The 23,658-nt window shown below is 71.8% G+C and carries 23 protein-coding genes; 13 read left to right on the top strand and 10 right to left on the bottom strand.

Annotated elements, in window-relative coordinates:
• The first annotated feature begins 9 nt into the window (after positions 1–9).
• Positions 10–1,284: an adenosylmethionine--8-amino-7-oxononanoate transaminase gene (locus HNR28_RS05425; protein WP_151025051.1), complete on the top strand. Its 1,275-nt coding sequence runs from the start codon at positions 10–12 to the stop codon at positions 1,282–1,284.
• Positions 1,285–1,300: 16 nt separating this feature from the next.
• Here the strand turns inward: HNR28_RS05425 and HNR28_RS05420 are convergent, their stop codons facing one another.
• Positions 1,301–1,810: a hypothetical protein gene (locus HNR28_RS05420; protein WP_151025052.1), complete on the bottom strand. Its 510-nt coding sequence runs from the start codon at positions 1,808–1,810 to the stop codon at positions 1,301–1,303.
• Positions 1,811–2,076: 266 nt separating this feature from the next.
• Here HNR28_RS05420 and HNR28_RS05415 point away from each other — a divergent pair, with 266 nt between their 5' ends.
• From HNR28_RS05415 to HNR28_RS05390, 6 genes are read left to right on the top strand one after another with little or no spacing between them, the layout of a single operon-like run.
• Positions 2,077–2,865 (top strand): SDR family oxidoreductase, encoded by a 789-nt coding sequence (locus tag HNR28_RS05415; RefSeq protein WP_151025053.1) that lies wholly within the window; start codon positions 2,077–2,079, stop codon positions 2,863–2,865.
• Positions 2,866–2,888: 23 nt separating this feature from the next.
• Positions 2,889–4,133 carry a styrene monooxygenase/indole monooxygenase family protein gene (locus HNR28_RS05410; RefSeq protein ID WP_151025054.1) on the top strand — a complete coding sequence of 415 codons (1,245 nt, stop codon included), beginning with the start codon at positions 2,889–2,891 and terminating at the stop codon, positions 4,131–4,133.
• Positions 4,134–4,191: 58 nt separating this feature from the next.
• Entirely contained in the window at positions 4,192–5,127 is a 936-nt protein-coding gene (locus HNR28_RS05405) for a SphA family protein (RefSeq protein WP_151025055.1), read from the top strand.
• A gap of 49 nt (positions 5,128–5,176) precedes the next feature.
• Positions 5,177–5,728, top strand: coding sequence for a flavin reductase family protein (locus HNR28_RS05400; protein WP_151025056.1), 552 nt, complete (start codon positions 5,177–5,179; stop codon positions 5,726–5,728).
• Between the two features lie 30 nt (positions 5,729–5,758).
• Positions 5,759–6,550 carry a cyclase family protein gene (locus HNR28_RS05395; RefSeq protein ID WP_043683712.1) on the top strand — a complete coding sequence of 264 codons (792 nt, stop codon included), beginning with the start codon at positions 5,759–5,761 and terminating at the stop codon, positions 6,548–6,550.
• A 4-nt stretch (positions 6,551–6,554) separates the two neighbouring features.
• Positions 6,555–8,162 (top strand): phytoene desaturase family protein, encoded by a 1,608-nt coding sequence (locus tag HNR28_RS05390; RefSeq protein WP_043683715.1) that lies wholly within the window; start codon positions 6,555–6,557, stop codon positions 8,160–8,162.
• Between the two features lie 99 nt (positions 8,163–8,261).
• On the opposite strand, the gene HNR28_RS05385 is transcribed toward HNR28_RS05390, so the two are convergent.
• From HNR28_RS05385 to HNR28_RS05365, 5 genes are all read right to left on the bottom strand, one after another.
• Complete coding sequence (locus tag HNR28_RS05385; protein ID WP_043683718.1) at positions 8,262–9,275, bottom strand: AraC family transcriptional regulator; 1,014 nt, start codon at positions 9,273–9,275, stop codon at positions 8,262–8,264.
• Positions 9,276–9,377: 102 nt separating this feature from the next.
• Positions 9,378–10,217 carry a quinol dehydrogenase ferredoxin subunit NapH gene (gene napH, locus HNR28_RS05380; RefSeq protein WP_151025057.1) on the bottom strand — a complete coding sequence of 280 codons (840 nt, stop codon included), beginning with the start codon at positions 10,215–10,217 and terminating at the stop codon, positions 9,378–9,380.
• Positions 10,210–10,824, bottom strand: coding sequence for a MauM/NapG family ferredoxin-type protein (locus tag HNR28_RS05375; protein WP_151025058.1), 615 nt, complete (start codon positions 10,822–10,824; stop codon positions 10,210–10,212). The genes napH and HNR28_RS05375 overlap by 8 nt, the downstream gene beginning before the upstream one ends.
• A 214-nt stretch (positions 10,825–11,038) precedes the next feature.
• Entirely contained in the window at positions 11,039–13,051 is a 2,013-nt protein-coding gene (locus tag HNR28_RS05370) for a 5-oxoprolinase subunit B/C family protein (protein WP_184142564.1), read from the bottom strand.
• Between the two features lie 58 nt (positions 13,052–13,109).
• The gene (locus HNR28_RS05365; RefSeq protein ID WP_151024394.1) at positions 13,110–13,934 is read right to left on the bottom strand and encodes a LamB/YcsF family protein; all 825 of its coding nucleotides are present in this window, start codon (positions 13,932–13,934) and stop codon (positions 13,110–13,112) included.
• Between the two features lie 118 nt (positions 13,935–14,052).
• Here HNR28_RS05365 and HNR28_RS05360 point away from each other — a divergent pair, with 118 nt between their 5' ends.
• The 6 genes from HNR28_RS05360 (at position 14,053) to HNR28_RS05335 (ending at position 19,516) form a co-directional block, all read left to right on the top strand.
• On the top strand, positions 14,053–14,724 hold the full coding sequence (locus tag HNR28_RS05360) for a GntR family transcriptional regulator (protein WP_151024393.1): 672 nt from the start codon (positions 14,053–14,055) through the stop codon (positions 14,722–14,724).
• Positions 14,725–15,085: 361 nt separating this feature from the next.
• Positions 15,086–16,066 carry a TRAP transporter substrate-binding protein gene (locus HNR28_RS05355; protein WP_043683726.1) on the top strand — a complete coding sequence of 327 codons (981 nt, stop codon included), beginning with the start codon at positions 15,086–15,088 and terminating at the stop codon, positions 16,064–16,066.
• Positions 16,067–16,140: 74 nt separating this feature from the next.
• The gene (locus HNR28_RS05350; RefSeq protein WP_043683729.1) at positions 16,141–16,647 is read left to right on the top strand and encodes a TRAP transporter small permease; all 507 of its coding nucleotides are present in this window, start codon (positions 16,141–16,143) and stop codon (positions 16,645–16,647) included.
• Positions 16,640–17,938, top strand: a complete 1,299-nt coding sequence (locus HNR28_RS05345) for a TRAP transporter large permease (protein ID WP_151024392.1) — start codon at positions 16,640–16,642, stop codon at positions 17,936–17,938. The genes HNR28_RS05350 and HNR28_RS05345 overlap by 8 nt, the downstream gene beginning before the upstream one ends.
• A 61-nt stretch (positions 17,939–17,999) precedes the next feature.
• Complete coding sequence (locus tag HNR28_RS05340; protein ID WP_151024391.1) at positions 18,000–18,881, top strand: pirin family protein; 882 nt, start codon at positions 18,000–18,002, stop codon at positions 18,879–18,881.
• A gap of 68 nt (positions 18,882–18,949) precedes the next feature.
• Positions 18,950–19,516 (top strand): NADPH-dependent FMN reductase, encoded by a 567-nt coding sequence (locus HNR28_RS05335; RefSeq protein WP_151024390.1) that lies wholly within the window; start codon positions 18,950–18,952, stop codon positions 19,514–19,516.
• A gap of 30 nt (positions 19,517–19,546) precedes the next feature.
• Here the strand turns inward: HNR28_RS05335 and HNR28_RS05330 are convergent, their stop codons facing one another.
• The 4 genes from HNR28_RS05330 to HNR28_RS05315 are packed head-to-tail and all read right to left on the bottom strand — an operon-like array spanning position 19,547 to position 23,646.
• The gene (locus HNR28_RS05330) at positions 19,547–20,536 is read right to left on the bottom strand and encodes a UDP-glucuronic acid decarboxylase family protein (RefSeq protein WP_052355843.1); all 990 of its coding nucleotides are present in this window, start codon (positions 20,534–20,536) and stop codon (positions 19,547–19,549) included.
• Between the two features lie 4 nt (positions 20,537–20,540).
• Positions 20,541–21,563 carry a glycosyltransferase family 4 protein gene (locus HNR28_RS05325; protein ID WP_151024389.1) on the bottom strand — a complete coding sequence of 341 codons (1,023 nt, stop codon included), beginning with the start codon at positions 21,561–21,563 and terminating at the stop codon, positions 20,541–20,543.
• A complete protein-coding gene (locus tag HNR28_RS05320; protein ID WP_244978186.1) occupies positions 21,560–22,651 on the bottom strand; it encodes a glycosyltransferase family 9 protein in 1,092 nt (363 codons plus the stop codon). The genes HNR28_RS05325 and HNR28_RS05320 overlap by 4 nt, the downstream gene beginning before the upstream one ends.
• Complete coding sequence (locus tag HNR28_RS05315) at positions 22,648–23,646, bottom strand: glycosyltransferase family 2 protein (RefSeq protein WP_184142561.1); 999 nt, start codon at positions 23,644–23,646, stop codon at positions 22,648–22,650. The genes HNR28_RS05320 and HNR28_RS05315 overlap by 4 nt, the downstream gene beginning before the upstream one ends.
• Positions 23,647–23,658 lie beyond the last annotated feature (12 nt).

Raw genomic sequence — 23,658 nt, 5'->3', positions numbered from 1 at the left:
AAACAAATCATGAAAACCGCCCTTCCCGCCTGGCTGGCCGACGGCCATCGCCACATCTGGCTGCCCTACACCCAGATGAAGACCGCCGCCGCGCCGATGCCGGTGGTCCGCACGCAAGGCACCCATATCGAACTGGCCGACGGCCGCATCCTGATCGACGGCATCGCCTCGTGGTGGACCGCCTGCCACGGCTACAACCATCCCCACATCGCCCAGGCCGTCCGGGCTCAGCTCGACAGCCTGCCCCACGTCATGTTCGGCGGGCTCGCGCACGAACCCGCGCTGACGCTGGCCCGGCGCCTGTGCGGCCTGCTCGGGCCGGGCCTGGAGCGCGTCTTCTTCACGGAATCGGGCTCCGTCTCGGTCGAAGTGGCGCTGAAGATGGCCATGCAGTACTGGTTCAACCAGGGCGAACCGCAGCGGCGGCGCATCGTCGCGTTCCGCGGCGGCTACCATGGCGACACCTTCGGCACCATGGCGGTCTGCGATCCCGGGGTGGGCATGCACGCCGCTTTCGACGGCGCCGTGCCGCGGCAGGACCTGCATGAACTTCCCACCGACGACGCGCGCGCCGAGGCCCTCGACGCCTGGCTGCGCGGCCATGCCGATCACGTGGCGGCCCTCCTGGTCGAGCCGCTGGTGCAGGGCGCGGGCGGGATGCGGATGCACGCACCCGCCGTGCTCGCGCGGCTGCGCGAGATGGCCGACCGCCACGGCATCCTGCTGATCTTCGACGAGATCTTCACCGGCTTCGGGCGCACCGGGACGATGTTCGCCTTCGAGCAGGCGAGCGTGCGGCCGGACATCGTCACGCTGTCCAAGGCGCTCACGGGCGGCACCCTGCCGCTGGCCGCAACCGTGGCCAGCCGGCGCGTCTTCGAGGGCTTCTGGTCCGACGACCCCGCGCACGCGCTGATGCACGGGCCGACCTACATGGGCAACGCGCTCGCCTGCGCCGCCGCGCTGGCCTCGCTGGACCTGTTCGAGACGGAGCCCCGGCTGGCGCAGGTGCGCGGCATCGAGCGGGCGCTGCGCGACGGCCTGGCGCCCTGCAAGGCCCTGCCCCACGTGCGCGACGTCCGCGTCCAGGGCGCCATCGGCGCGGTCGAGCTGGACCGCGCGCCCGACCGCGCCGCCCTGTGCCGGGCCTTTCTCGATGCGGGCGCATGGATCCGGCCCCTGGGCAGCGTCGTCTACCTGACGCCCGCCTTCGTGATGCCGCCGGAGGAATTGCGGCGGCTGACCGACGCGGTGTGCACCGTGCTGGCCGCGCCACCCGCCTGAGGGCGGGGGTGGCGCGCTACTTCAGCGCCAACTGGGCGGCGGCCATCTGCTGCGCCTGGTCCAGGGCCATCTCGCGCATCAGCCCGGCGAGCTTGCGGGTGGCCATCATCAGCGCGCCGTTCAGCGCGCTCATCTGCGCCTGGATGCGCAGCAGGCGGGCGCGCCGGACCTCGGGATCCATGCCCTGGTCGGCCTGGACCGCCTGCAGTTCGCGCATCAATTCGGCCAGCCTTTCCCGCAGGTCGCGGATCATCCGCAGCAGGTGCTTGACCGCGTCGGGCAGGTCGCTGTCGTCGATGTCCTGGTAGCGGCCCGAGGCACCCGAGGCACCCGAGGTGCCCGGGGACGCCGCGGAGGCGGCCCGGGACAGCGCCCGCCCCAGCTCGGAAATCGACGCCCAGGCCGAGGCCGACGCATCCGCGGCGGCACTCCCGGCGGCATTTCCGGCGGCCGCCCTACCGCCGCCGGCGGACGCGGGGCCGGTCGCCGGCGGCAAGGCGGAAGCGAGCGAATCGAGGAGTTTCATGGCGTGATCCCGGCCGCGGGTCCCGGCAGGCGCAGCGGCGCCGGCGGCCCCGTCTCCGGCTCTACGGCGGCACGGCCACGATCTTTAATCCGCCCCCTCCCTCAACAAGCCGCAATTCCCGGATAGCCGCCGCAGGATCGAGATATGCGCGGCATGAATTATTCATCACTATTCAATTCATAACTAAAGCAAATCCGCGGGAACGGATCTTCGCCCCGAAGTTCCCCCCCGGATCAGGATCAGGACATGGAATCCAAGGAGGCAGCATGAAAGGACTGGCAGGCAAGGCGGTGATCGTCACCGGCGGCGCCACGTTGATCGGCGCGGGCGTGGTGCAGGCATTGCGCGGCTACGGCGCCCGGGTGGCCGTGCTGGACATCGACGCGGCGGGCGGCAGGCGGCTGGAGGACGCCGATCCCCAGGGCATCCGCTTCTGGACGGCGGACATCACCGACGACCGGCAGCTGGAAGAGGCCATCGCGGCCGCCGCGGCGCACTTCGGGCGCCTGGACGGCCTGGTCAACCTGGCGGCCACCTACCTCGACGACGGCCCGCAGTCGGGCCGGGCCGACTGGCTCAAGGCGCTGGACGTCAATCTGGTGAGCGCCGTGATGGCCGCGCGCGCCGTCCGCCCGCACCTCGTGCGGGCCCAGGGCGGGGCCATCGTCAATTTCACCAGCATTTCCTCCAAGGTGGCGCAGACCGGGCGCTGGCTCTATCCCGTCTCCAAGGCGGCGCTGGTGCAGGCGACGCGCAACATGGCCATGGACTTCGCCGCCGACGGCATCCGCGTCAATTCCGTGTCCCCCGGCTGGACCTGGTCGCGCGTGATGGACGAGCTCACCGGCGGCGACCGCGCCAAGACCGACCGCGTGGCGCGGGACTTCCACCTGCTGGGGCGCGTGGGCAATCCGCGGGAGGTGGGCGACGTCGTCGCCTTCCTGCTGTCGGACCACGCCTCCTTCGTGACCGGCGCCGATTACGCCGTGGACGGCGGCTACTCGGCCATGGGGCCCGAGCAGGCCAGCCCGGCCATTCCGCGCCTGGCGCAATGACTTTTCACCCAAGGAGCACCACCATGCCGCGCATCGCAATCGTGGGGGCGGGCCAGTCCGGCCTGCCGCTGGCTTTCGGCCTGCTGGCCGCAGGCTACGACATCACCCTCGTCACCAACCGCTCGCCCGACGACATCCGCAAGGGCACGATCCTGTCGAGCCAATGCATCTTCGACCCCGCCCTGCAGATCGAGCGGGACCTGGGCATCAACGACTGGGACGACGTGTGTCCGCCGGTCGAAGGCATCGGCTACGCGGTGCCCCATCCCGAACAGCCGGGCCGCAAGGCCATCGACTGGAGCGCGCGCCTGCACCGGCCCGCCCAATCCGTCGACCAGCGGGTAAAGATGCCCGCCTGGCTGGAGAAGATCGAGGCCCGGGGCGCCCGGGTCCTGATCCAGAACGTCGGCGTGCCCGAGCTCGAAACCCTGGCGCAGGAGCACGACCTGGTCATCCTGTCGGCCGGCAAGGGCGAGGTCGTGCGCCTGTTCGAGCGCGACGCCGCGCGCTCCCCCTTCGACAAGCCCCAGCGCGCCCTGGCCCTGACCCAGGTCCACGGCCTGGAGCCCACGCCCGACTACTCGCGCGTCTCGTTCAACCTGATCCCCGGCGTCGGCGAATACTTCGTCTTCCCCGCCTACACCCTGAGCGGCCCCTGCGACATCATGGTGTTCGAGGGCGTGCCCGGCGGCCCGCTGGACATCTGGCGCGACGTGCGCACGCCGCAGGAGCACCTGGCCGCCTCGAAGCGCTTCCTCGACACCTTCCTGCCCTGGGAAGGCGCGCGCGCGGGCCGGGCGGAACTCACCGACGACAAGGGCATCCTGGCGGGGTCCTTCGCGCCCACGATCCGCAAGCCAGTGCTCACCCTGCCGTCGGGCCGCATGGTGTTCGGCATGGGCGACGCCGTCTGCGTCAACGACCCCATCACCGGCCAGGGCTCGAACAACGCCACCAAGGCGGCCCGGATCTACCTGGACGCCATCCTGGCGCACGGCGACCGGCCCTACACCCGGGAATGGATGGAGCAGACCTTCGAGAAATTCTGGGATTACGCCCGCTGGGTGGTGGCCTGGACCAACTCGCTGCTCACTCCGCCGCCGCCGCAGGCCCTCAGGCTGCTGGGCGCGGCCAACGAATCGCCCGCGCTGGCCAGCTTCCTGGCCAATGGCTTCAACCATCCGCCCGCCTACTTCCCCGCCTGGACCGACATGGAGGCCACCGAGCGCCTGATCCGGGAGCACCAGGCCGTGCCGCTGGCGAGCTGAACACGCCGCCCCCGCCGGGAAGCGGAGCGGAAAAACGGACAACGAAAGGAGACATCCCATGAACACCAAGCAGCTCGCCGCCGCGCTGGCGCTGGCGCTGGCGCTGGGCCTGTGCGGCCTGGCCCAGGCCAAGGAAGGCGGCGACCAGTACCCCAACGGCGCCGAGAACTGGATGGCGGGCGCCGTGCCCCCGCCGGGCGGCTACTTCATCAACTACGCCGGCTACTACTCCGGCAAGCTGCGCGACGGCAACGGCGACAAGGTCCCAGGCGCCAGCGTGGACGCCTGGTTCGACGCCCTGCGCTACGTCCACGTCACCCCCCACCAGATCCTGGGCGGCAACTGGGGCTGGCACGTCATCGCGCCCCTGGTGCACCAGCGCATCCGCATGGGCGGGGGCTCGGACACCGAGGCCAGCCTGGGCGACGTCACCGTCAGCCCCTTCATCCTGTCCTGGCACCGCGGCAACTGGCACTGGGCCGCGGCGCTCGACGTCTACGTGCCGCTGGGCGAATACCACTCGGGCGAGCCGCGGCGCAGCATCGGCGCGAACTACTGGAGCTTCGAGCCGCTGTTCGCGGTCACGTACCTCAATGAGCAGGGCTGGGAGGCCTCGGCCAAGTTCATGTACAACTTCAAGAGCACCAACACCTCGTTCAGCCCGTTCCAGGGCGGGCCCAAGATGGACTACCGCTCGGGCGACGAGTTCCACATGGACTTCCTGCTGGGCAAGCACTTCGGGCCCTGGGGCGTGGGCGTCTCGGGCTACTACGTGCAGCAGACCACCGACGACACGCTCGACGGCGAGACCGTGTCCTCGGCCCTGGGGCCGTGGTCCGACGGACGCAAGGGCCGGGTGCTCGCCTTCGGCCCCAGCGTGAACTACGCCGCCAAGAACGGCATGCAGTTCATCGCCCAGTGGCAGCACGAGACCTTGGTCAAGAACCGCTTCGGCGGCGACAAGTTCTGGCTCAAGCTCATCATGCCGCTCTGATCCCGTCCGGCCCCGAGGGCGCTCGGGGCCTCTTTCACCAGGAGTCCTCATGCCGTATCCGACCGCCGCCGCGCCCCGCTTCGACGGGAGCGCCTGCCCGCCGCCCCCGCAGGCCCCGGGCGACCTCGACCCGCGCGCCCTGCGGACCCTGCTGGGCAGCTACCCCACGGGAGTCGCCATCGTCACGACCCGCGCCTCCGGCGGGCGGCGCGTGGGACTCACCATCAATTCCTTCGCCTCGCTGTCGCTCGACCCGCCGCTGGTACTCTGGAGCCTGGGCAACCACTCCCCCAGCCTCGGCATCTTCCGCGACAGCCGGCACTTCGCCATCCACGTGCTGGCCCGGGACCAGCAGGCGCTCGCGCGGCGCTTCGCCGATCCCTCCGTCCGCGACAAGTTCGAGGGGGTGGCGACCCACGACACGCCCGAGGGCGTGCCCCTCATCGACGGCGCGCTGACGGCGCTGGTGTGCGCGCACGACCGCTGCTGCGACGCGGGCGACCATCTGCTGCTCATCGGCCGCATCGTCGGCACCCGGCAGTGCGGCGGCACGCCGCTGGTTTTCCATGCGGGCCGCTACGCCGCCCTGGCCCCGGCCTGAATCTCTCTCTCCCGAAGGAGGCGCCTTCCCATGACGACCGACACCCAGACCCTGCTGCCCCGACTCGCCGCCCGCCTGGCCGACGGCGGCATCCGCGTCATCGACCTGACCCAGACCCTGAGTCCCTCGTTTCCCGCGCTGCAGCTGCCGCCGCAGTTCGGCCAGGTCCAGCCCTTCAAGATCGAGCGCATCTCGTGCTACGACGAGGCCGGGCCGGCCTGGTACTGGAACAACTTCTCCTGCGGCGAACACACCGGCACGCATTTCGACGCCCCGGCCCACTGGATCACCGGGCGCGACCATCCCGGCAACGGCGTGGACACCATCCCGGTCGAGCGCTTCATCGCCCCCGCGGTGGTCGTCGACGCCAGCGCCGAAGTGGCCCGCGACGACGACTGGCTGCTCACGGTGGAATTCCTGGAAGCGTGGGAGCGGCGCCACGGCCGCATCCCGCAAGGCGCCTGGGTGCTGTTCCGCACCGACTGGTCATTGCGCGCCGACCGGCCGGACGTCTTCCTCGGCATGCGCGAAGACGGCGCCCATACCCCCGGCCCGACCCAGGCGGCGGTCGAATGGATGATCCACGAGCGCCAGGTGCACGGCTTCGGCGTCGAGACCATCAACACCGACGCGGGCCAGTCGTACGCCTGGCCCGTGCCCTACCCCTGCCACACGCTCATGCACGGCGCCAACCGCTACGGCCTGCAGTGCCTGAAGAACCTCGACCAGCTGCCGCCCCGGGGCGCCCTCATCCTGGCGGCGCCGCTGAAGATCGAAGGCGGCTCGGGCAGCCCCCTGCGCGTCCTGGCCCTGGTGGAGTGAGCCCATGAAATACACCGCCGATCCGCAGGCCATTTTCGTCGGCAGCGGCATCAACTCGCTGGTGTCGGCCGCCCTGCTGGCGACGCGCGGCCTGCGGGTCCTGGTGCTCGAGCGCAACGGCCGCCCGGGCGGCTGCATCCGCACCGAAGAGCTGTTTCCCGGCTACCGGCACGAAATCATGTCGTCCTGGTATCCGCTGTTCGTCGGCAGCCCGGGCCATGCCGAACTGCGGCCGGCGCTGGAGGCCCTCGGCCTGGAATTCGTCTCCTGCGACTACGCCACCGGATGGGTGCACCCGGACGGTCGTTCCATCGCCCTGCGCCAGGACCTGGCCGACGCCGCGCGGCGCCTCGACGCCCTGGCCCCGGGCGACGGCCAGGCGCTGGCGGCGGCCGCCGCCCGCCTGTTCGGCGAGGATGCCGCGCTGACGTTCGGCCTGCTGGGCCAGAACCTCTACGGGCGCGGCGTGCTGCGGCTGCTGTTTTCCGAATGGCGCAAGCGGGGCGTGGACGGCCTGGCGGCCTACGCCGCCGGCGCGCTGGAGAGCTTCCGCCACTGGTCCGAGCGCAGCCTCGCGGCGGACGAGACGCGCGCCCTGATGGCGCCCTGGACGCTGCACTCGGGCCTGGGTCCCGACGACGCCACGTCGGCCCTGATCGGCAAGCTCACGCTGGCGGCCGTGGTCGGCTCCGGCATGCCCGTGGTGAAGGGCGGCGGATCGCGGCTGGTGGAAGCGCTCGTCGGCCTCATCGAAGCCCGCGGCGGCCAGGTCCTGACCGATGCGCAGGTCGAGGAGGTCGAACTCGCCGGGCAGGGGCGGCGCCGGCGCGCCACGGGCGTGCGGCTGGCCGACGGCCGGCGCTTCGCCGCCGGCCGGGCGGTCGTGTGCAGCGTGACGCCGCAGCAGCTCTACGGCAGGCTCCTGCCGCACATGCCCGGGCTCGTGCGCGAGCGCGCCGAGGCCTACCGCTACGGCCGGGGCGACATGCAGGTCCATTTCGCCCTGGACGCGCCGCCGGCCTGGCGCGATCCGGAACTGCTGCGGGTGCCCCTGGTGCACCTCACCGAAAGCCTGGAGCAGGTCTGCCTGTCGGTCACGGAGGCCAGCAACGGCTGGCTGCCGGCCCGGCCCACGCTGGGCATCGGCCAGCCGGTGGCGGTGGACGCCAGCCGCGCGCCGCCGGGCGGCTGGATCCTCTGGATCCAGATGCAGGAGCTGCCCACCCGCCTGAAGGGCGACGCCGCCGGCCGCATCGCCATCCCGGCCGACGGCCGCTGGAACGAGGCGGTCCGCGAGGCCTACGCCGACCGGGTCCAGGCGCGGCTGGAACAGGTCATGCCGGACCTGCGCGCCCGCATCGTCGGCCGCCGGGCCTATTCGCCCGCCGACCTGGAGGCGCTGAACTGCAATCTGGTGGGCGGCGACCCCTATTCGGGCAGCTGCGCGCCCGACCAGTTCTTCTGGCTGCGGCCCTTCGCCGGCGGCCAGGGCGCGCGGGGCCACCGCACACCGGTGGCGAACGTGTACCACATCGGCGCCAGCACCCATCCGGGACCGGGCCTGGGGGCCGGCTCCGGATACCTGGTGGCCGGGATGATCCAGCCCCGCTGAGCCGGCGCGCCTTGGGGCCGGGCGGGCCGCCGCGCCCGGCCCTGCCGAACCCACCGCCCCCAAACCCGCCGCCTCCGATGCCGCCGGCGCCAGCGCGCCTCAGCCGCGGCGGCGCAGGGTCTGGCTGGGGGTCTCGCCGTAGCGCCGCTTGTACTCGCTGCTGAAGCGCCCCATGTGGGAAAAGCCCCAGCGCAGCGCCACGCCGGTCACGTTGCCCGCATCGCCGCCGAGCAGCTCGGCGCGCACGCGTTCGAGCCGCAGCGCGTGCAGATAGCCCATGGGACTGACGCCGAGGAAGTCGCGGAAACCGGCATACAGGCTGCGCACGCTGATCCCCGCCACCTGCGCCAGCCGCTCGACGCTCACCGGCTCGTGGACGTGGGCCTGCAGGTAGTCCTGCACCCGCCGCACGTGGCGCGGCAGCACGGTGCTGCGGCGCGCCGGCGCCGTGGCGGAATAATTGTGCCGCTGCGAGGACAGCAGCACCGACGCCGCCAGCTGTTCGAGGTTGGACAGCACCAGCGGGTGCCGCCCGAGGTCGGGGCACTGCACCGCGCAGTCGGCCAGGTAGGCCAGCAGGCAGCGCCAGGCGGCGCTCTCGCGCCAGCGAAAGCCCGGCTCGAAACGCAGGGGCTCCGCGAGCGGGTGGCCCAGCAGGCCCACCAGCGTGCGCTCGACCAGCGACTGCGACAGCCGCAGCATCAGCTGGTCGTTTCCGGCCAGCCAGCGCATGCGGACCGCCTCGTCGGGATTCAGCACGGAAGCCAGGGCGGCGTCGGAATCGATGTTCCGGCCGTTGCTCTGGATATGCGCGCAGCCCGCGACCGGCATCTGCACCAGGTAGAAGTCCTCCAGCGGATCCGGATCGATGGACACCGTGGCGCCATAGCGCAGGCGGCTGAGCGAGACCTCGCCGAAACCCGCATGATGCATGCGCGCGTCGAGGGTCTCGCCGGCGCGGAGCAGGCCCAGGCGGTGGGACTTCATCACGCCGCTCACCCGCAGGCGGGTTTCGTCCACGTCGGCGGAGGCGAACAGCAGGCGCTCGGGGTCCTGCAGCAGGCGCTCGATGGAGGTGGATCGCTGACCGTCGCGGATGGATGAGGGTGGCATGTTCGGTCCCCGGCATGTGAAACTTATAGCGGCCCCGGATTCTTGAGCTCCATCAAGAAAAACCCTGAACAAGGCCCTGGCATTATCCGCCGGCCGCGGCGGCTATCCGGAATCCGCAGGAAACCGCGCCGCGGCCCGTCCGGCGACCGAGAACTCGAACACCCGCTGCTCGCAGACGTCGATGCAGCGGCCGCAGCGCAGGCAGTCGATCGCGTCGATCCCCACGCCATGGCCGTCGATCGCCCGCAGCGCCGGGCTGATCACCTGCGGCTCGGGGCAATAGGCGAAGCAGTCGCCGCAATCGTTGCAGGCATCGCGCCGCACGGCCGCCACCCGCACCACGGCATGGCGGCCCACGGCGCCGTAGAAGACCCCGACCGGACAGACGTGCCCGCACCAGCCGTTGGACAGCGCGAGGAAATCGAACAGGAAGATGCCGAGCGCCGCCGTGAGCCCGCCCAGCCACAGACCGAAGACCAGCGCGCGCATGATCAGGTTGATGGGATTGACCGCCTCCCAGAGCACCACGCCGCCCGCGGCGCTGCCCAGCAGGGCGAGCGCCAGCACCGCGTAGCGCAGCCGCTTGTCGATCCGCAGCATGCGGGCCTTGCGCCAGCCCAGGGCGCGGCGCAGTCCCTGGGCAGCGTCGGTCACCAGATTGACGGGGCAGACCCAGCCGCAGAAGGCGCGGCCGCCCACCAGGGCGTAGAACGCCAGCACGGCGAAGCCGCCCCAGAGGGCGCCGCCGGCGAGCGGATGGCCGGCCGCCAGGCTTTGCAGCAGCACGAAGGGATCGGACAGCGGCACGGTCCCGAACCAGACGCTGCTGGCCAGGGTGCCGCTGGCGAGCGGCACGCCCAGCCAGGAACCGAGCGCGAAAGCGGCCAGGATCAGCCCCTGGCAGACGCGCCGCAACAGCAGGAATTTCTTCTTTTCAAGCATGGCGGGGCGCGACGCGGATGGCGGCGGAAGGAGCGATGCAATCGTGCTCGCACTTGCCGCAGCCGGTACAGACGTCGGGATCGACCGTGGGCGTGAACAGGCCCCCCATGGGCGTGGGGCCCACCGCCAGCGAAATGGCCAGGCCCTGCAGCGGACAGGCGCGCACGCAGCTGTCGCAGAAGGAATTGCCGACATAGCTGTTGCAGAATTCGGGATGGCTGAGCACGGCCACGCCCATGGCGGCGTCCTCGATGCGCTCCAGCCCCGGGTCGAGCGCCCCGGTGGGACAGGCCCGCAGGCAGGGGATGTCGGCGCACATCTCGCAGGGCACTTCGCGCGCGACGAAATAGGGCGTGCCGCCCTGCGCCGAGCCGTCGGATTCCAGCAGGCGCAGGGTATCGTACGGGCAGGCCTCGACACAGAGCCCGCAGCGGATGCAGGCCGCGTCGAAATCGCGGGCGTCGAGGGCGCCGGGCGGACGGATGCGGGTCAGCGCCCAGGCGGGGGAGGATTCCCGCACCAGCGGCAGGCCCAGGCCGGCCCCCGCCGCCAGCCCGCACAGCCCGGTCTGGAGGAATCGCCGACGAGAAACCTGCCTGATGACCATCGCCCTTCCTGTTCACGCCCCCGATTCCATGATAATGAATGGATTCAGCACTGAACAATCCGGACTAATACCCAAGCATCCGGGCGGAACGCGGCCGGACGGCGGAGACCGGCCGACTGGAATCCGGCAGCCCGGAACCTCCTTCCCCGGTCCGCAGCCCGGGCCCATGCTCCGCAGCCCGGGATCCGCGCCCGGCGGCCAGCGGCCGGACGGCCTACAGCGGGCGCGGCGCGCGCCGGAAGCGCAGCACCGCGCCGACCGGCACCTGCGCCAGCCGGTCCAGCTGCCCGACCGGCACCACGGCGATGACCGGATAGCCGCCGGTCAGCGGATGATCGGCCAGGAACAGGACGGGCTGCCCGCTGGGCGGCACCTGCAGGGCGCCGGCGACCGTCCCCTCGCTGGGCAGCTCGCCCGCGCGGCTGCGGACCAGGGGCTCGGCGCCCGCCAGCCGCATGCCCACCCGGTTGGACTGCGGCGTCACGATCCAGTCCTGCGACAGCAGCCGGTGCAGGGCGCCGGCCTCGAACCAGTCGTCGCGCGGGCCGGGGATCACGTCGAGGAACACCCGCTCCCCGGCGCGCGGGGGGGCGGCCTCGGGGGCCTCGGGGGCCTCGGGGGCATCGGGGGCATGGGGAGCATGGGGAGCGGCGGCGGCACCGGAGGCCTCGGGGGCGTCGGCGGCGTCGCCGGCATCGCCACCGGGAGCGTCGAGGGCGCCGCCACGGTTCGGGACAAGGCGGCCGATCGGGATCCGGTCGCCCCGCCTCAGGGGCGCGGGCCCCAGGCCGGCCAGGATGTCGGTGGCGCAGCTGCCGAGGACGGGCCGCACCGCCCAGCCGCCGCGCACGGCCACATAGCAGCGCACGCCGGCGCGGACGCGGCCGATCCGCAGCTCGTCGCCCTCGCGCAGTTCGATGGGGTGGCCGGCCGCGGCGGGCAGGCGCATGCCCGAGGCCGAGGTCGCCACCACGGGGGCTGTGGCGCCGGTCACCGCCACCACGGCCCGCCCGCGGCAGACCAGCCGCAGCCCGCCCAGCGCGTGTTCCAGCACCGGCAGACCGGGCGGATTGTCCACCAGCCGGTTGGCCCGGCGCATGGCCCCGCGATCGAGCGCGCCGGAGCGGGAGACGCCCAGGCGCGTCAGGCCGGGCCGGCCCTCGTCCTGGACCAGGGTCTGCAGGCCCGCGTCCAGCACCTCGCAGGCCGCCGCCGGCTCGGCCGCGGCCGCAGATGCGGCTGCGAGGGCCGATACGGGGGCAGAGGCGGCGGAAGGATCGGAGGAATCGACGAGACCGGAGGACTTGGACAGGCCGGGGAGCGTCGAGGGCCCGGGCGCATCGGCCGCCTCGCGCGACGGCGCCGGCGCCGCCGCGGCCGCCGCGGCCGCCGAACCCGCCAAGGCCGCCAAGGCCGCCGCACCCGCCGAACCCGACGAAGCCGGCAGGCTCCACACGGCCCCCGGCGCGTCCAGGTCGCGGAAACGCACCCGGAACCCCGGCTGCACCAGGGCCGGCTCGGCCCGGTCCATGTCCCACATGCGCCAGGGCGTCGCGCCCAGCAGTTGCCAGCCGCCGGGGCTGTCGGACGGATAGACGGCGCTGAAATCCCCGGCCACGGCCACCGACCCCGCCGGCACGCGCACGCGCGGCGCGGCGCGCCGGGGCACGCCGTGGAAACAGGGATCGCCGCCCGCCAGATAGACGAAGCCCGGCGCGAAGCCGGCGAAGGCCGCCAGGTAGTCGGTGCCGGTGTGGCGCTCGATCAGCTCGGCGCGCGTCAGGCCGAGCAGACCGGCGACCTCTTCCAGGTCCTCGCCCGCATAACGCACGGGAATCTCCACCCGGCGCCCGGCGCCCGCCGCCAGGCCCCCAGCCGATGGGCCGGACGGGTCGCCGCCCGCTGCCGGACCGGCATGCGGCAAGCCGGACGGGCCCTTCGCCAGGCCCGCACCTGGCGAACCGGACACGCCACCCGCTGTCACCAGGCCGCCCGCGGAGCCCGCCGCCACGGCGGAGGCGGCGCGCCGCAGCCAGGCGGCCACCGCGCGCGCGGACAGGACGGCCGGGTCGAACGGCACCAGCAGGGTGCGGGCCGCGGGGATCACATCCTCCACGCCGGCGGGCCGTGCGCCCAGCGCCTGGAACAGCGCCAGGGTCTCGGCGAGCGAGCCGAGTTCCGCCAGCACCGCGCCGTCGCCGGCCGGCAGGCAGCGCAGCGCCGTCACCGGGCCCCCCGCTTCGCGCCGCGCGCCGGGGCGCGGGCCGAAAAGCCGCCCGGCGCGCTCATGTGGCTCGCGTGTCCGGGGTCCGCGCGCCTTTGGCCTGCGCGCCTTTGGCCTGCCCGTCTTCGACCCGCGCGCCCGCGAACGGCGCCAGGGCGACGCCGGCCGCTTCCAGCCGCTGGCGCACCGCGCGCGCCAGGGCCACGGCCCCCGGGCTGTCGCCGTGCACGCAGATGGAGTCGGCCTGCAGGCGCACGCGGCTGCCGTCGATGGCGGTGATCTCGCCGGTGCGCACCAGGTCCAGCATGCGGTCGGCGACCTGGGCGGGATCGTGCAGCACGGCGCCCGGCTCGCGGCGCGACACCAGCGCCCCCTCGGGCGTGTAGGCCCGGTCGGCGAAGGCCTCGGCCACCACCCGCAGGCCGCGCGCCCGCGCCCGCGCCAGCAGCGGCGAGCCGGCCAGGCCCATCAGGATCAGGTCCGGGTCCAGCGCCAGCAGGGCGGCGATGACGTCCTCCGCCTGGCGCGCGTCGTGCGCGATGGTGTTGTACAGGGCGCCATGCGGCTTGACGTAGCTCACGCGGGTGCCGGCGGCGGCGGCCAGGCCCTGCAGGGCGCCGATCTGGTAGATGACGTCGGCCGCCAGCTCGCGGCTGGTCGGGTCCATGTTGCGCCGGCCGAAGCCGGCCAGATCGGGATAGGCCACGTGCGCGCCGATCGCCACGCCGCGCGCCGCGGCCGCGCGCAGGGTGTCCAGGATGCCGGCCGGGTCGCCGGCATGAAAGCCGCAAGCCACGTTGGCGCTGGTGACGATGTCCAGCATGGCGGCGTCGTCGCCCATGCGCCAGGCGCCGTAGCTTTCACCGAGATCGCTGTTCAAGTCCATGAGCGTTCCTTATCATTGCAAGACACAGGCCGGATCGTTGAACGATCCGGCAAAAACAGGCCTCCAAAACATTCCGTTCCACGATTCCACCCACATCCGCCCGATTCCCAGGACAGCCATGAATCCCCGCCATTATCCCAGTCCCGGCGCCGCGCCGAGCCTGACCGACACGGTCGCGGAGACCATCCGCCAGCAGCTCATCCACGGCCAGCTGCGGGCGGGACAGCGGCTGTCCGAGGCCGGCCTGAGCGAACAGCTGGAAGTCTCGCGCAACACCCTGCGCGAGGCCTTCCGCATCCTGTCCAAGGAAGGGCTGCTGCGCCACGAACCGAACCGGGGCGTCTCGGTGGTGGTGCCCTCGATCGCCGACATCATCGACATCTACCGCGTGCGCCGGCTGATCGAATGCCAGGCGCTGGCGCAGGCCTGGCCGCGCCATCCCGCCCACAAGCGCATGGAACAGGCCATGGCGCACGCGCGCCGCATGCGCGACGCCGGCGACTGGCTGGAGGTGGGCTCGGCCAACATGCTGTTTCACGCCGGCATCGTGGCGCTGGCCGACAGCGCGCGCCTGTCGGCGATGTTCGCCGACATCTCGGCCGAACTGCGGCTGGCCTTCGGCCTGCTGGACGATCCCGAATATCTGCATGCGCCCTTCGTCGATCTGAATGCCCGCCTGCTGGAACTGTTCGAGCAGGGCGACACGGCGACGGCGGCCCGGGACCTGGAGAACTACCTGATCCAGTCCGAGCGCATGGTGCTGTCGGTCTATTCCGCCCGCGTCGATTGAATTCCGCCCGCACCGCCTGAACCATCCCGCACCGCCTGAACCGTCCCGCGTCGGCTCAACCGTCCAGCCTCGGCTGAACACCCCCCCGCCTTGCCGGTGCCCCGGCCGCGCCCCGCCGCGTTCCATGCCGTCAACCCACGTCGGCCATCTCCTTGAACGATCGATGTCCCTGAATTATCGTTGAACAATACAAATAATAAACTCAACGATCAAAGACTACATCCGCTACAAGATCATTCTTATTGTTGATAACCCTGATCGACGCGGGGAGAGGGATGGTCTATCTTTATCGTCAGCCATCGCCGGGGCCCACGCGCGGCCGTGCGGCGATGCCCACCCGATCCTTCTCCAGGAGCCCCCCATGAAGCGTCGCACTTTCTTCGCCACCGCCCTGGTCGCCGGCCTGGGCCTCACCGTCCAGGCCCGTGCCGCCACGCAGTGGGACCTGGCCTCGGCCTATCCGGCCTTCAACTTCCATTCGCAGAACCTCGCCCAGTTCGCCAAGGACGTGGACGCCGCCACCCAGGGCGAGCTGAAGATCACCGTCCACGCCGGCGCGTCCCTGTTCAAGATGCCGGAAATCAAGCGCGCCGTGCAGGGCGGCCAGGCCCAGGCGGGCGAATTCTTCATGGTCAGCTTCCAGAACGAATGGCAGCCCTTCGGCGTGGACGGCCTGCCCTTCCTGGCCGGCAACTACGACGAGGCCTGGAAGCTCTACCAGGCGCAGAAGCCCGCCCTGCAAAAGAAGCTGGACCAGCAGGGCATGGTGCTGCTGTACGCCGTGGCCTGGCCCCCGCAAAGCATCTACAGCAACAAGCCCATCCATTCCGGCGCCGACCTGAAGGGCCTGAAATGGCGCGTCTACAGCCCCACCACCGCCCGCATCGGCGAACTGGTCGGCGCCCAGCCCGTCACCATCCAGGAAGCCGAGCTGTCCCAGGCGCTGGCCACCGGCGTCATCGAAGGGCTGATCACCTCCAGCGCCACCGGCGCAGACAACAAGCTCTACGAAAACATGAAGTACTTCACCAACGTCCAGGCCTGGATCCCGAAGAACGCCGTGGTCGCCAACAAGAAGGCCGTCGAAGCCCTGTCCCCCGCCGCGCGCGACGCGCTGCTGAAGGCCGCCGCGGCCGCCGAGCAGCGCGGCTGGGAAGCCTCGCGCAAGGTCGATGCCGACTCCATCGCCAAGCTGAAGGCCGGCGGCATGGAAATCGTCGAGCCCTCCGCCCAGTTGAAGGCCGACCTGGCCAAGGTCGGAGACACCGTCATCCAGGAATGGACCGCCAAGGCGGGCGACGAGGGCAAGCAGATCCTGGACGCCTACCGCGCCAGCCGCTGACCGATCCAAGGGCGGCCCCCGGCCGCCGCCGCGCGCCGGACGGCGCGCGGCCCTCCGACCGCTAGGAACGCATCATGCGTCGATTTCTCGATGGACTCTACACCGCCAGCGGCTGGCTGGCGGGCCTGGGCATGATCGGCGTGCTGCTGATGGTGACCCTGATGATCCTGGGCCGCCTGCTGGGCTTCCCGGTCGGCGGGGCCGACGCCTACGCCGGCTACGCCATGGCCGGCGCCGGCTTCCTCGCCCTGGCCAGCACGCTGAAGCACGGCGAGCACATCCGCGTCACCCTGATCCTGGGCATGCTGCACGGCAAGGCGCGCCGCGGGCTCGAACTCGCGGCGCTGCTCGTCGCCGTGGCGCTGTCGGGCTTCCTGGCCCTGTATTCCGCGCGCCTGGTCTGGCAGTCCTGGTCCTTCCAGGACATCTCCACCGGCATCGACGCCACGCCGATGTGGATCCCCCAGATCCCCATGGCCGTGGGCACCCTGGTCTTCTTCATCGCCTTCCTGGACGAGTTCTGCCTGGAGCTGCTGGGCAGGCGCGCGCCCCCCGCCTCGGAGGAACCCCACCATGAATGAGATCTCGGCCAGCATCGCCCTGATCGTCGTCCTCTTCGCGCTGCTGGGCGGCGGCGTGTGGGTCGGCCTCACCCTGGCCGGCGTCGCCTGGTTCGGCATGGAATTCTTTTCCAGCCGCGCCGCGGGCGACGCCATGGCCATGACCATCTGGGGCAGCTCCAGCAGCTGGACACTGACCGCGCTGCCGCTGTTCATCTGGATGGGCGAGATCCTCTACCGCACCAACCTGTCCGAGAACCTGTTCCGCGGCCTGGCGCCCTGGGTCAACCGCCTGCCCGGGCGCCTGCTGCACACCAACGTGCTGGGCTGCACGATCTTCGCCTCGGTGTGCGGCTCCTCGGCCGCCACCTGCGTCACGGTGGGCCGCATGAACCTGCCCGAACTGCGCCGGCGCGGCTACCCCGACGCGCAGATCATCGGCTCGCTGGGCGGCCCCGCCACGCTGGGCCTGCTGATTCCGCCGTCCATCATCCTGATCGTCTACGGCGTGGCTGCGGAAACCTCGATCGCCAAGCTCTTCATCGCCGGCGTCGTCCCCGGACTGCTGCTCGCCCTGCTGTTCAGCGGCTGGATCGCCGGCTGGGCGCTGCTGCACCCCGAGCGCGTGCCGGACTCGGCCGAAGGACACCTGCCGCTGATGGGCAAGCTGCGCGAATCGCGCCAGCTGATCCCGGTGGTCCTGCTGATCCTGGGCGTGGTCGCCAGCATCTACAGCGGCGTGGCCACGGCCACCGAGTCGGCGGCCATCGGCGTCATCGGCGCCTTCCTGCTGTCGGCCTGGCAGAAGACCCTGACCTGGAAATCGTTCCGCGATTCCCTGCTGGGGGCCACGCGCCTGTACTGCATGATCGCCCTGATCCTGGCGGGCGCGGCCTTCATGACCCTGTCCATGGGCTACATCGGCCTGCCCCGCCAGCTGGCGGAATTCGTCGGCGGCCTGCACCTGTCGCCCGGCATGCTGATCGTCGCGCTCGCCCTGTTCTACATCGTGCTGGGCTGCTTCCTGGACGGCATTTCCACCATCGTCCTGACCATGGGCGTGGTGCTGCCCATCATCCAGGCGGCCGGCATCGATCCGATCTGGTTCGGCATCTTCCTGGTCATCACCGTGGAAACCGCCCAGATCACACCGCCGGTGGGCTTCAACCTGTTCGTGCTGCAGAGCATGACCGGCAAGGAAATCACCTACCTGGCGAAGGTCTGCGCGCCCTACTTCGGCCTGATGGCCCTGCTGCTGGTGATCCTGTGGTATTTCCCCGCGCTGGCCACCTGGCTACCCGGCCACATGTAGCGCAAAGAGCTGTAGTATCGTGATCGCGGGGCCGCCCCCACCGGCCCGCGCGAGGAACGCCATGGACGCCACCCTGCTGATCGACCGCCGCATGCACGACCTGGGCGGAGGTTTCGTCGTCGGCCGCGTGCTGCCCCACCGCAAGCGCCGCATGGTCGGCCCCTTCATCTTCTTCGACCACCTGGGCCCGCTGGAGGTGGCGCGCGGCGCGCCGCGCGAACTGGACGTCCGGCCGCACCCGCACATCGGCCTCTCCACCGTCACCTACCTGTACAACGGCGCCATCACCCACCGCGACAGCCTGGGCTCGCAGCAGGAAATCCGCCCCGGCGAGGTCAACTGGATGACCGCCGGCAGCGGCATCACCCACAGCGAACGGCTGGAATACGCCCGCGCCCACGGCGCCACCCTGCACGGCATCCAGGCCTGGGTCGCCCTGCCGCGCGAGCACGAGGAAACCGCGCCCGAATTCCATCACCACCAGGGTGCGGGCGAGCTGCCCGAATTCCACGAGGACGGCGTCGCCGGCCGCCTGATCGCCGGCGCCATCGACGGCGCCGCCGCCCGCGTCCGGACGCATTCGCCGCTGTTCTACCTGCACTGGGACATGGCCGACGGCGCGCGCCGCGCCCTGGGCACGGAGCATGCCGAGCGGGCGGTCTACGTCGCCCGGGGCGCCGTCGAGCTCGACGGCCACCCGCTGGCCGAAGGCCGGATGCAGGTCCTGGCGCCGGGGCGCGCCGCGCAGATCCAGGCGCGTGGCCCGGCCACCGTGATGCTGCTGGGCGGCGAGCCGGTGGGCGAACGGTTCATCCACTGGAATTTCGTCTCCTCCTCGCGGGAACGGATCGAACAGGCCCGCGAGGACTGGCGCGCCCAGCGCATGAAGCTGCCGGTGGGCGACGACCGCGAATTCATCCCGCTCCCCGAGGGCGCGGGCTAGCATCCGTCCGCGCCGCCCGGACCCCCTCCGGCGCGCGGACGGCCCACTCCCAAGCAAGGAAACATTCGATGCCGCTCAAGCTCCAAGTCATCATCTGCAGCACCCGTCCGGGCCGCGTGGGCCCCGCCGTCGCGCGCTGGTTCCACGAATTCGCCCGCAGCCACGGCCAGTTCGACACCGAACTGGTGGACCTGGCCGATTTCAATCTGCCGCTCTACGACGAGCCGGTGCATCCCCGCATGCAGCAATACGCGCACGACCACACCAAGCGCTGGAGCGCCAGCGTGGCCCGCGCCGACGCCTACGTCTTCGTCACGCCCGAATACAACTACAGCGCGCCGCCTTCCCTGGTGAACGCGCTGGACTACGTCTACAAGGAATGGAACTACAAGCCCTGCGGCTTCGTCGGCTACGGCGGGGTTTCGGGCGGCCTGCGCGCCACCCAGTCGGCCAAGCCGCAGGTCACCACCCTGAAGATGATGCCCATGATGGAAGGCGTCGCCATTCCCATGGTGTCCAAGCACCTCCAGGAAAACGGCGAATTCGCCTCCAACGAGCTGATCGACGCCTCGGCCACCGCGCTGCTGGACGAACTGCTGCGCTGGGCGACGGCGCTCAAGACGATGCGCGCCTGATCGCCGCGCCGCGCCCGCCCGGGGGGCGGCTCAGGGGACCTCGACCTCGACCCGCAGGGCGAAATCGGCGATCGTCCTGCGCAGGCCGTCCTGCAGGCCGGTGGCGGGCCGCCAGCCCAGGTGGCGCTGCGCGAGCACGATGTCGGGGCAGCGCCGCCTGGGATCGTCGGGCGGCAGGGACAGGCGCACCAGCGGCGCGGACGTCCCGGTCAGGGCGCGGATGGCGCCGGCCACGTCCAGCACCGTGATCTCGCTGGGATTGCCCAGGTTCACGGGCCCGCGGAAGGACGGCGGGCTTTCCATCAGGCGGATCAGGCCCTCGATCAGGTCGTCCACGTAGCACAGGGACCGCGTCTGGCTGCCGTCGCCATAGAGGGTCATGGCATAGCCCTTCAGGGCCTGGACGATGAGGTTGGAGACCAGCCGGCCGTCGTCCAGCGCCATGCCCGGGCCGTAGGTGTTGAAGATGCGGGCGATCTTGGTGCGCACGCCGTAGCGCGCGCCGTAGTCGGAGAACAGCGTCTCGGCGCAGCGCTTGCCCTCGTCGTAGCACGAGCGCAGGCCGACGATGTTCACGTTGCCGCGGTAGGACTCGTGCTGCGGATGCTCCAGCGGATCGCCGTAGACCTCGCTGGTCGAGGCCTGGAGGATGCGGGCGCCGGTGCGGCGGGCGAGTTCCAGCAGATTGCGCGCGCCGTCCACGCAGGTCAGCAGGGTATGCGGCGGATCGGCCTGATAATGCCGCGGCGAGGCCGGGCAGGCCAGGTTGTAGATCCGGCTCAGCGGCCCGTCGATGGGAATGGGATCGACGACGTCGTGATGGATCCAGGAAAACCGCGGATACGCCCGCAGCGCCTCGACCGCGTCGCGCGAACCCGTGTCCAGATTGTCGAGGCAGATCACCACGCATCCCATGTCCAGGAGGCGCCGGCACAGATGCGCCCCCAGAAAGCCGGCCCCGCCCGCCACCAGCACCGGGGCGCGCAGCATGGACCGAAAGTTCTTGTCCTGTCCTTCCATGGCCTTATTCCTGCTCCTGTCCGCCGACCAGGCCGGCCAGCAGTTCGTTCCAGTCGCCGATGTAGCGCTCGATGGAGAAGCGCCGCAGGGCGGTCTCGCGGGCGGCCTGCCCCCAGCGCCGCGCCAGTGCGGGCTCGTCGATCAGCTGCCGCATGCAGGCGACCAGGCGCTGCGGCCGGCTGTCCACCCAGCCGTTGACGCCGTTGGCGATCACGCAGGGCAGCTCGGTGGCGGCGACGCCGACGATCGGCAGGCCGGCCATCATCGCCTCGACGAGCGACAGCCCCAGGCTGGCGTAGCGGATGGGGCTGAAGAAGAAGCGGTATTCCGCCATGTACGCCGCCACCTCCATGTTGGGGACCTCGCCCTGCCCGCCCACCAGTTCCTCGGAGCCCATGCCGATGAGGTCCAGCGGCACCTGCCGCGCGGCCCATTGGTAGAGGTCGGCCCCCACCCGCCGGCCGCGCCGTCCCAGGTGATTGACGACCACGATGCCGCGCGGCCGCTCGCCCGTGTAGAGCGGCCGCGGCGGCGCCACGAGGCCGTGTTCGATGACCTGCGTGCGCACGTCCGCGCAATCCCACATCAGCGCGTTGTGCGGCGTCACGTGCACCAGCACGCCCCGTTCGTGGCGGAACCAGTGCACCGTGCCGGTCGGATGCGGCTCGGGCGGATTGTGTTCGATGTACGCGCAGGGCAGCGCCCGCTGCTCGGGCGTGAGCAGCAGCAGGCGGTCGCGCTCGAAGGCGGCGCGCGACTGGTAGATGACGCAGTCCAGCGCCTCGCGGCACACCTCCCGGGCCGGCACGGGATGCACGTTGGGGCCCCACGGAATGCGCGGCCCGGGCGTCGCGTAGCCCGGCGGGTCGCCGGGCAGCACGGGAATGACGAAGTCGTGCGGCAGCTGGGTGAGGGCATGGAGATAATTGCCGTGCACGTGCCACGTCAGGATGCGCAGGCGGCGGCCGCCGCCGCGCTCCCGCCCGCCGTCCGGCGACCCGCCGGGCGCGCCTTCCTTGCGGCTCATGGCCGCTCTCCCCCGGCCAGCAGGCCGCGCGCCAGGCGCAGGACCTCCTCGGCGCCGACCCGCGCGGCGCAGGGATGGCCGGGCACGGGACAGTGATCGTGGGCGCAGGGCCGGCACGGCACGTCCGCATGCAGGACGGGATGCAGGCGCGTATCCAGGGGAGCCCAGCGGGCCACGTCGCTGCCGGAGGCGATCACCACGCTGGGCGCGCGCACCGCCGCCGCGACGTGCGAGACGCCCGTGTCGTTGCAGATCAGCAGGCGGCCGCGCTGCAGCAGGCTGGCCAGCGTGCCCAGGTCCGTGCGGCCGCCCAGGTCGAGCGCCGCCGCGCCGATCGACGCGGCCAGGGAAGACGTCAGCGCGCGCTCCCCCGCGCTGCCCGTGACGCCGATCCGCCAGCCTTCCCGCGCCAGGCGCCGGCCGACCGCCGCGTAGCGCTCCGGCAGCCAGCGGCGGGACGCGAGCCGCGCGCCCGGATGCATGAAGACCATGCGCCGCAGGTCCATGCGCAGGCGCCGCGCCAGTTCGTCGGCCCGTTCGTGGTCGGCGGTCTCCAGCGGGAACTCCATGCCGGGGTCGTCGGGACCGGGCACGCCCAGGTGGCGCAGCAGCAGCAGGTAGCGGACGATTTCCGGCCGCGTGTCGGGCCACGCCATCGCCCAGGGCGCCTGCGCGGACCGGTCCGGCACGAAACCCGCCCACCGGCGGGCGCCCAGCGCCTGGACGATGGCGTTGGAGCGGGCGCCGCTGCCATGCAGCTGCAGCGCCAGATCGAAGCGCCGCTCCCGCATGGCGCGATAGAAGCCGGGCAGTTCGTCCAGGCGCGGGGGCTGCTCCGGAAACGCCGGGTCGCCGGGAAATTCGACGAACTCGTCGATGTAGCGGCGAAAGCGCGGCAGGCAGGAGCGCACGCTCGCCAGGCCGATGAAGGTGATGCGGGCGGCGGGCGCGGCGCGGCGCAGCATGCGCAGGGCTGGCACGGCGCAGAGGAAGTCGCCCAGGTTCAAGGCCCGGAAGACCGCGATGCGGCTCGGCCCGGCGGCCCAGAAGGTCGCGGGATCGCTCATGGCGCCAACGGGATCGCTCATGGCGCCACCCGGCCGAAGCGCCATGCGCCCACCAGCCGCCAGAAAATGGACAGCAGCGGGATCAGCGCGGAGGTCAGCGCCAGGTCGGCGACGTTGCGCACGCTCAGCGCCGTGCCCCGCAGGCGGCGCAGGAAAAAGCCCAGCGTCAGCGCCAGCCACGCCGCGGCCGCCGCCGCGGCGGCGGCGAACCAGCCCGCCAGCAGGCAGACCGGGGCGGCCAGCGCCACGGCGGTGACCAGCAGATAGAACCAGGGCGGCCGCCGGCGGATGCGCTGGCGGTAGTGCAGGCGGTGCTTGCGGTACAGCAGCGCATCGAACATGACCTTGCGCTGCATGGACAGGCCCGCGGCGAAGCGCACGGGCCGCAGCGGATGCACCACCACGGCGTCCGGCGCCCGCTCGATGCGGCAACCGCCCTCCAGCAGGGAAAAATGCAGGTCGGAGTCCTCCCGCCAGGCCTGGCTGTAGCGCTCGTCGAAGCCGCCCAGCCGCTCCAGCACTGTGCGCCGCACGAAGCAGTTGGCGGTGACGAACTCGGCCTGCGCCAGCCGCCCGGCGTCCCGTTCGTAGTCCGTGGGCGGATCGGGCACGGGCATGACGACGCGCCCCGTCACGGCATCGACGTCCGGCGTCATGGCGGCCAGGCCCGCCTCCAGCCAGCGCGCATCCGGCACGGTGTCGTCGTCGGTGAAGGCGACGACCGGCGCGCGCGCCGCGCGCCAGCCCCGATTGCGCGCCCCCGCCGGCCCCTGGGTGGCGGTCACCGGCAGGTAGCGCAGCGCCGGCCGGCCGGCGCCTTCCGGCGCGAGCTGCTCCAGCAGGGCGCGCACGGCCGGATCCGGCGCGTCGTCACAGACGATGATCTCGTAGCGCCCGCCCGGCAGCGTCTGGGCGAGCAGCGCGGCGAGGCACCGCGCCAGCATGCCGGGGCGCCGGTAGGTCGGCACCACGACCGATACGTCCGGGAGCGTGGAGTGCGGGGTTGCTGCGGACATGGATCCTCCTCG

This window comes from Castellaniella defragrans (genome assembly GCF_014203015.1).
In the GTDB taxonomy this organism is placed as follows: Bacteria; Pseudomonadota; Gammaproteobacteria; order Burkholderiales; family Burkholderiaceae_B; genus Castellaniella; species Castellaniella defragrans.
The sequence above is the reverse complement of the archived record's forward strand: the minus strand, read 5'-3'. Positions and strand labels throughout refer to the sequence as shown.

What these genes read in the sequence shown, in the direction of transcription:
- HNR28_RS05425 (WP_151025051.1), top strand. Translation starts at nt 10, where the DNA reads ATGAAAACCGCCCTTCCCGCCTGGCTGGCCGACGGCCATCGCCACATC.
- HNR28_RS05420 (WP_151025052.1), bottom strand. Translation starts at nt 1,810, where the DNA reads ATGAAACTCCTCGATTCGCTCGCTTCCGCCTTGCCGCCGGCGACCGGC.
- HNR28_RS05415 (WP_151025053.1), top strand. Translation starts at nt 2,077, where the DNA reads ATGAAAGGACTGGCAGGCAAGGCGGTGATCGTCACCGGCGGCGCCACG.
- HNR28_RS05410 (WP_151025054.1), top strand. Translation starts at nt 2,889, where the DNA reads ATGCCGCGCATCGCAATCGTGGGGGCGGGCCAGTCCGGCCTGCCGCTG.
- HNR28_RS05405 (WP_151025055.1), top strand. Translation starts at nt 4,192, where the DNA reads ATGAACACCAAGCAGCTCGCCGCCGCGCTGGCGCTGGCGCTGGCGCTG.
- HNR28_RS05400 (WP_151025056.1), top strand. Translation starts at nt 5,177, where the DNA reads ATGCCGTATCCGACCGCCGCCGCGCCCCGCTTCGACGGGAGCGCCTGC.
- HNR28_RS05395 (WP_043683712.1), top strand. Translation starts at nt 5,759, where the DNA reads ATGACGACCGACACCCAGACCCTGCTGCCCCGACTCGCCGCCCGCCTG.
- HNR28_RS05390 (WP_043683715.1), top strand. Translation starts at nt 6,555, where the DNA reads ATGAAATACACCGCCGATCCGCAGGCCATTTTCGTCGGCAGCGGCATC.
- HNR28_RS05385 (WP_043683718.1), bottom strand. Translation starts at nt 9,275, where the DNA reads ATGCCACCCTCATCCATCCGCGACGGTCAGCGATCCACCTCCATCGAG.
- napH (WP_151025057.1), bottom strand. Translation starts at nt 10,217, where the DNA reads ATGCTTGAAAAGAAGAAATTCCTGCTGTTGCGGCGCGTCTGCCAGGGG.
- HNR28_RS05375 (WP_151025058.1), bottom strand. Translation starts at nt 10,824, where the DNA reads ATGGTCATCAGGCAGGTTTCTCGTCGGCGATTCCTCCAGACCGGGCTG.
- HNR28_RS05365 (WP_151024394.1), bottom strand. Translation starts at nt 13,934, where the DNA reads ATGGACTTGAACAGCGATCTCGGTGAAAGCTACGGCGCCTGGCGCATG.
- HNR28_RS05360 (WP_151024393.1), top strand. Translation starts at nt 14,053, where the DNA reads ATGAATCCCCGCCATTATCCCAGTCCCGGCGCCGCGCCGAGCCTGACC.
- HNR28_RS05355 (WP_043683726.1), top strand. Translation starts at nt 15,086, where the DNA reads ATGAAGCGTCGCACTTTCTTCGCCACCGCCCTGGTCGCCGGCCTGGGC.
- HNR28_RS05350 (WP_043683729.1), top strand. Translation starts at nt 16,141, where the DNA reads ATGCGTCGATTTCTCGATGGACTCTACACCGCCAGCGGCTGGCTGGCG.
- HNR28_RS05345 (WP_151024392.1), top strand. Translation starts at nt 16,640, where the DNA reads ATGAATGAGATCTCGGCCAGCATCGCCCTGATCGTCGTCCTCTTCGCG.
- HNR28_RS05340 (WP_151024391.1), top strand. Translation starts at nt 18,000, where the DNA reads ATGGACGCCACCCTGCTGATCGACCGCCGCATGCACGACCTGGGCGGA.
- HNR28_RS05335 (WP_151024390.1), top strand. Translation starts at nt 18,950, where the DNA reads ATGCCGCTCAAGCTCCAAGTCATCATCTGCAGCACCCGTCCGGGCCGC.
- HNR28_RS05330 (WP_052355843.1), bottom strand. Translation starts at nt 20,536, where the DNA reads ATGGAAGGACAGGACAAGAACTTTCGGTCCATGCTGCGCGCCCCGGTG.
- HNR28_RS05325 (WP_151024389.1), bottom strand. Translation starts at nt 21,563, where the DNA reads ATGAGCCGCAAGGAAGGCGCGCCCGGCGGGTCGCCGGACGGCGGGCGG.
- HNR28_RS05320 (WP_244978186.1), bottom strand. Translation starts at nt 22,651, where the DNA reads ATGAGCGATCCCGTTGGCGCCATGAGCGATCCCGCGACCTTCTGGGCC.
- HNR28_RS05315 (WP_184142561.1), bottom strand. Translation starts at nt 23,646, where the DNA reads ATGTCCGCAGCAACCCCGCACTCCACGCTCCCGGACGTATCGGTCGTG.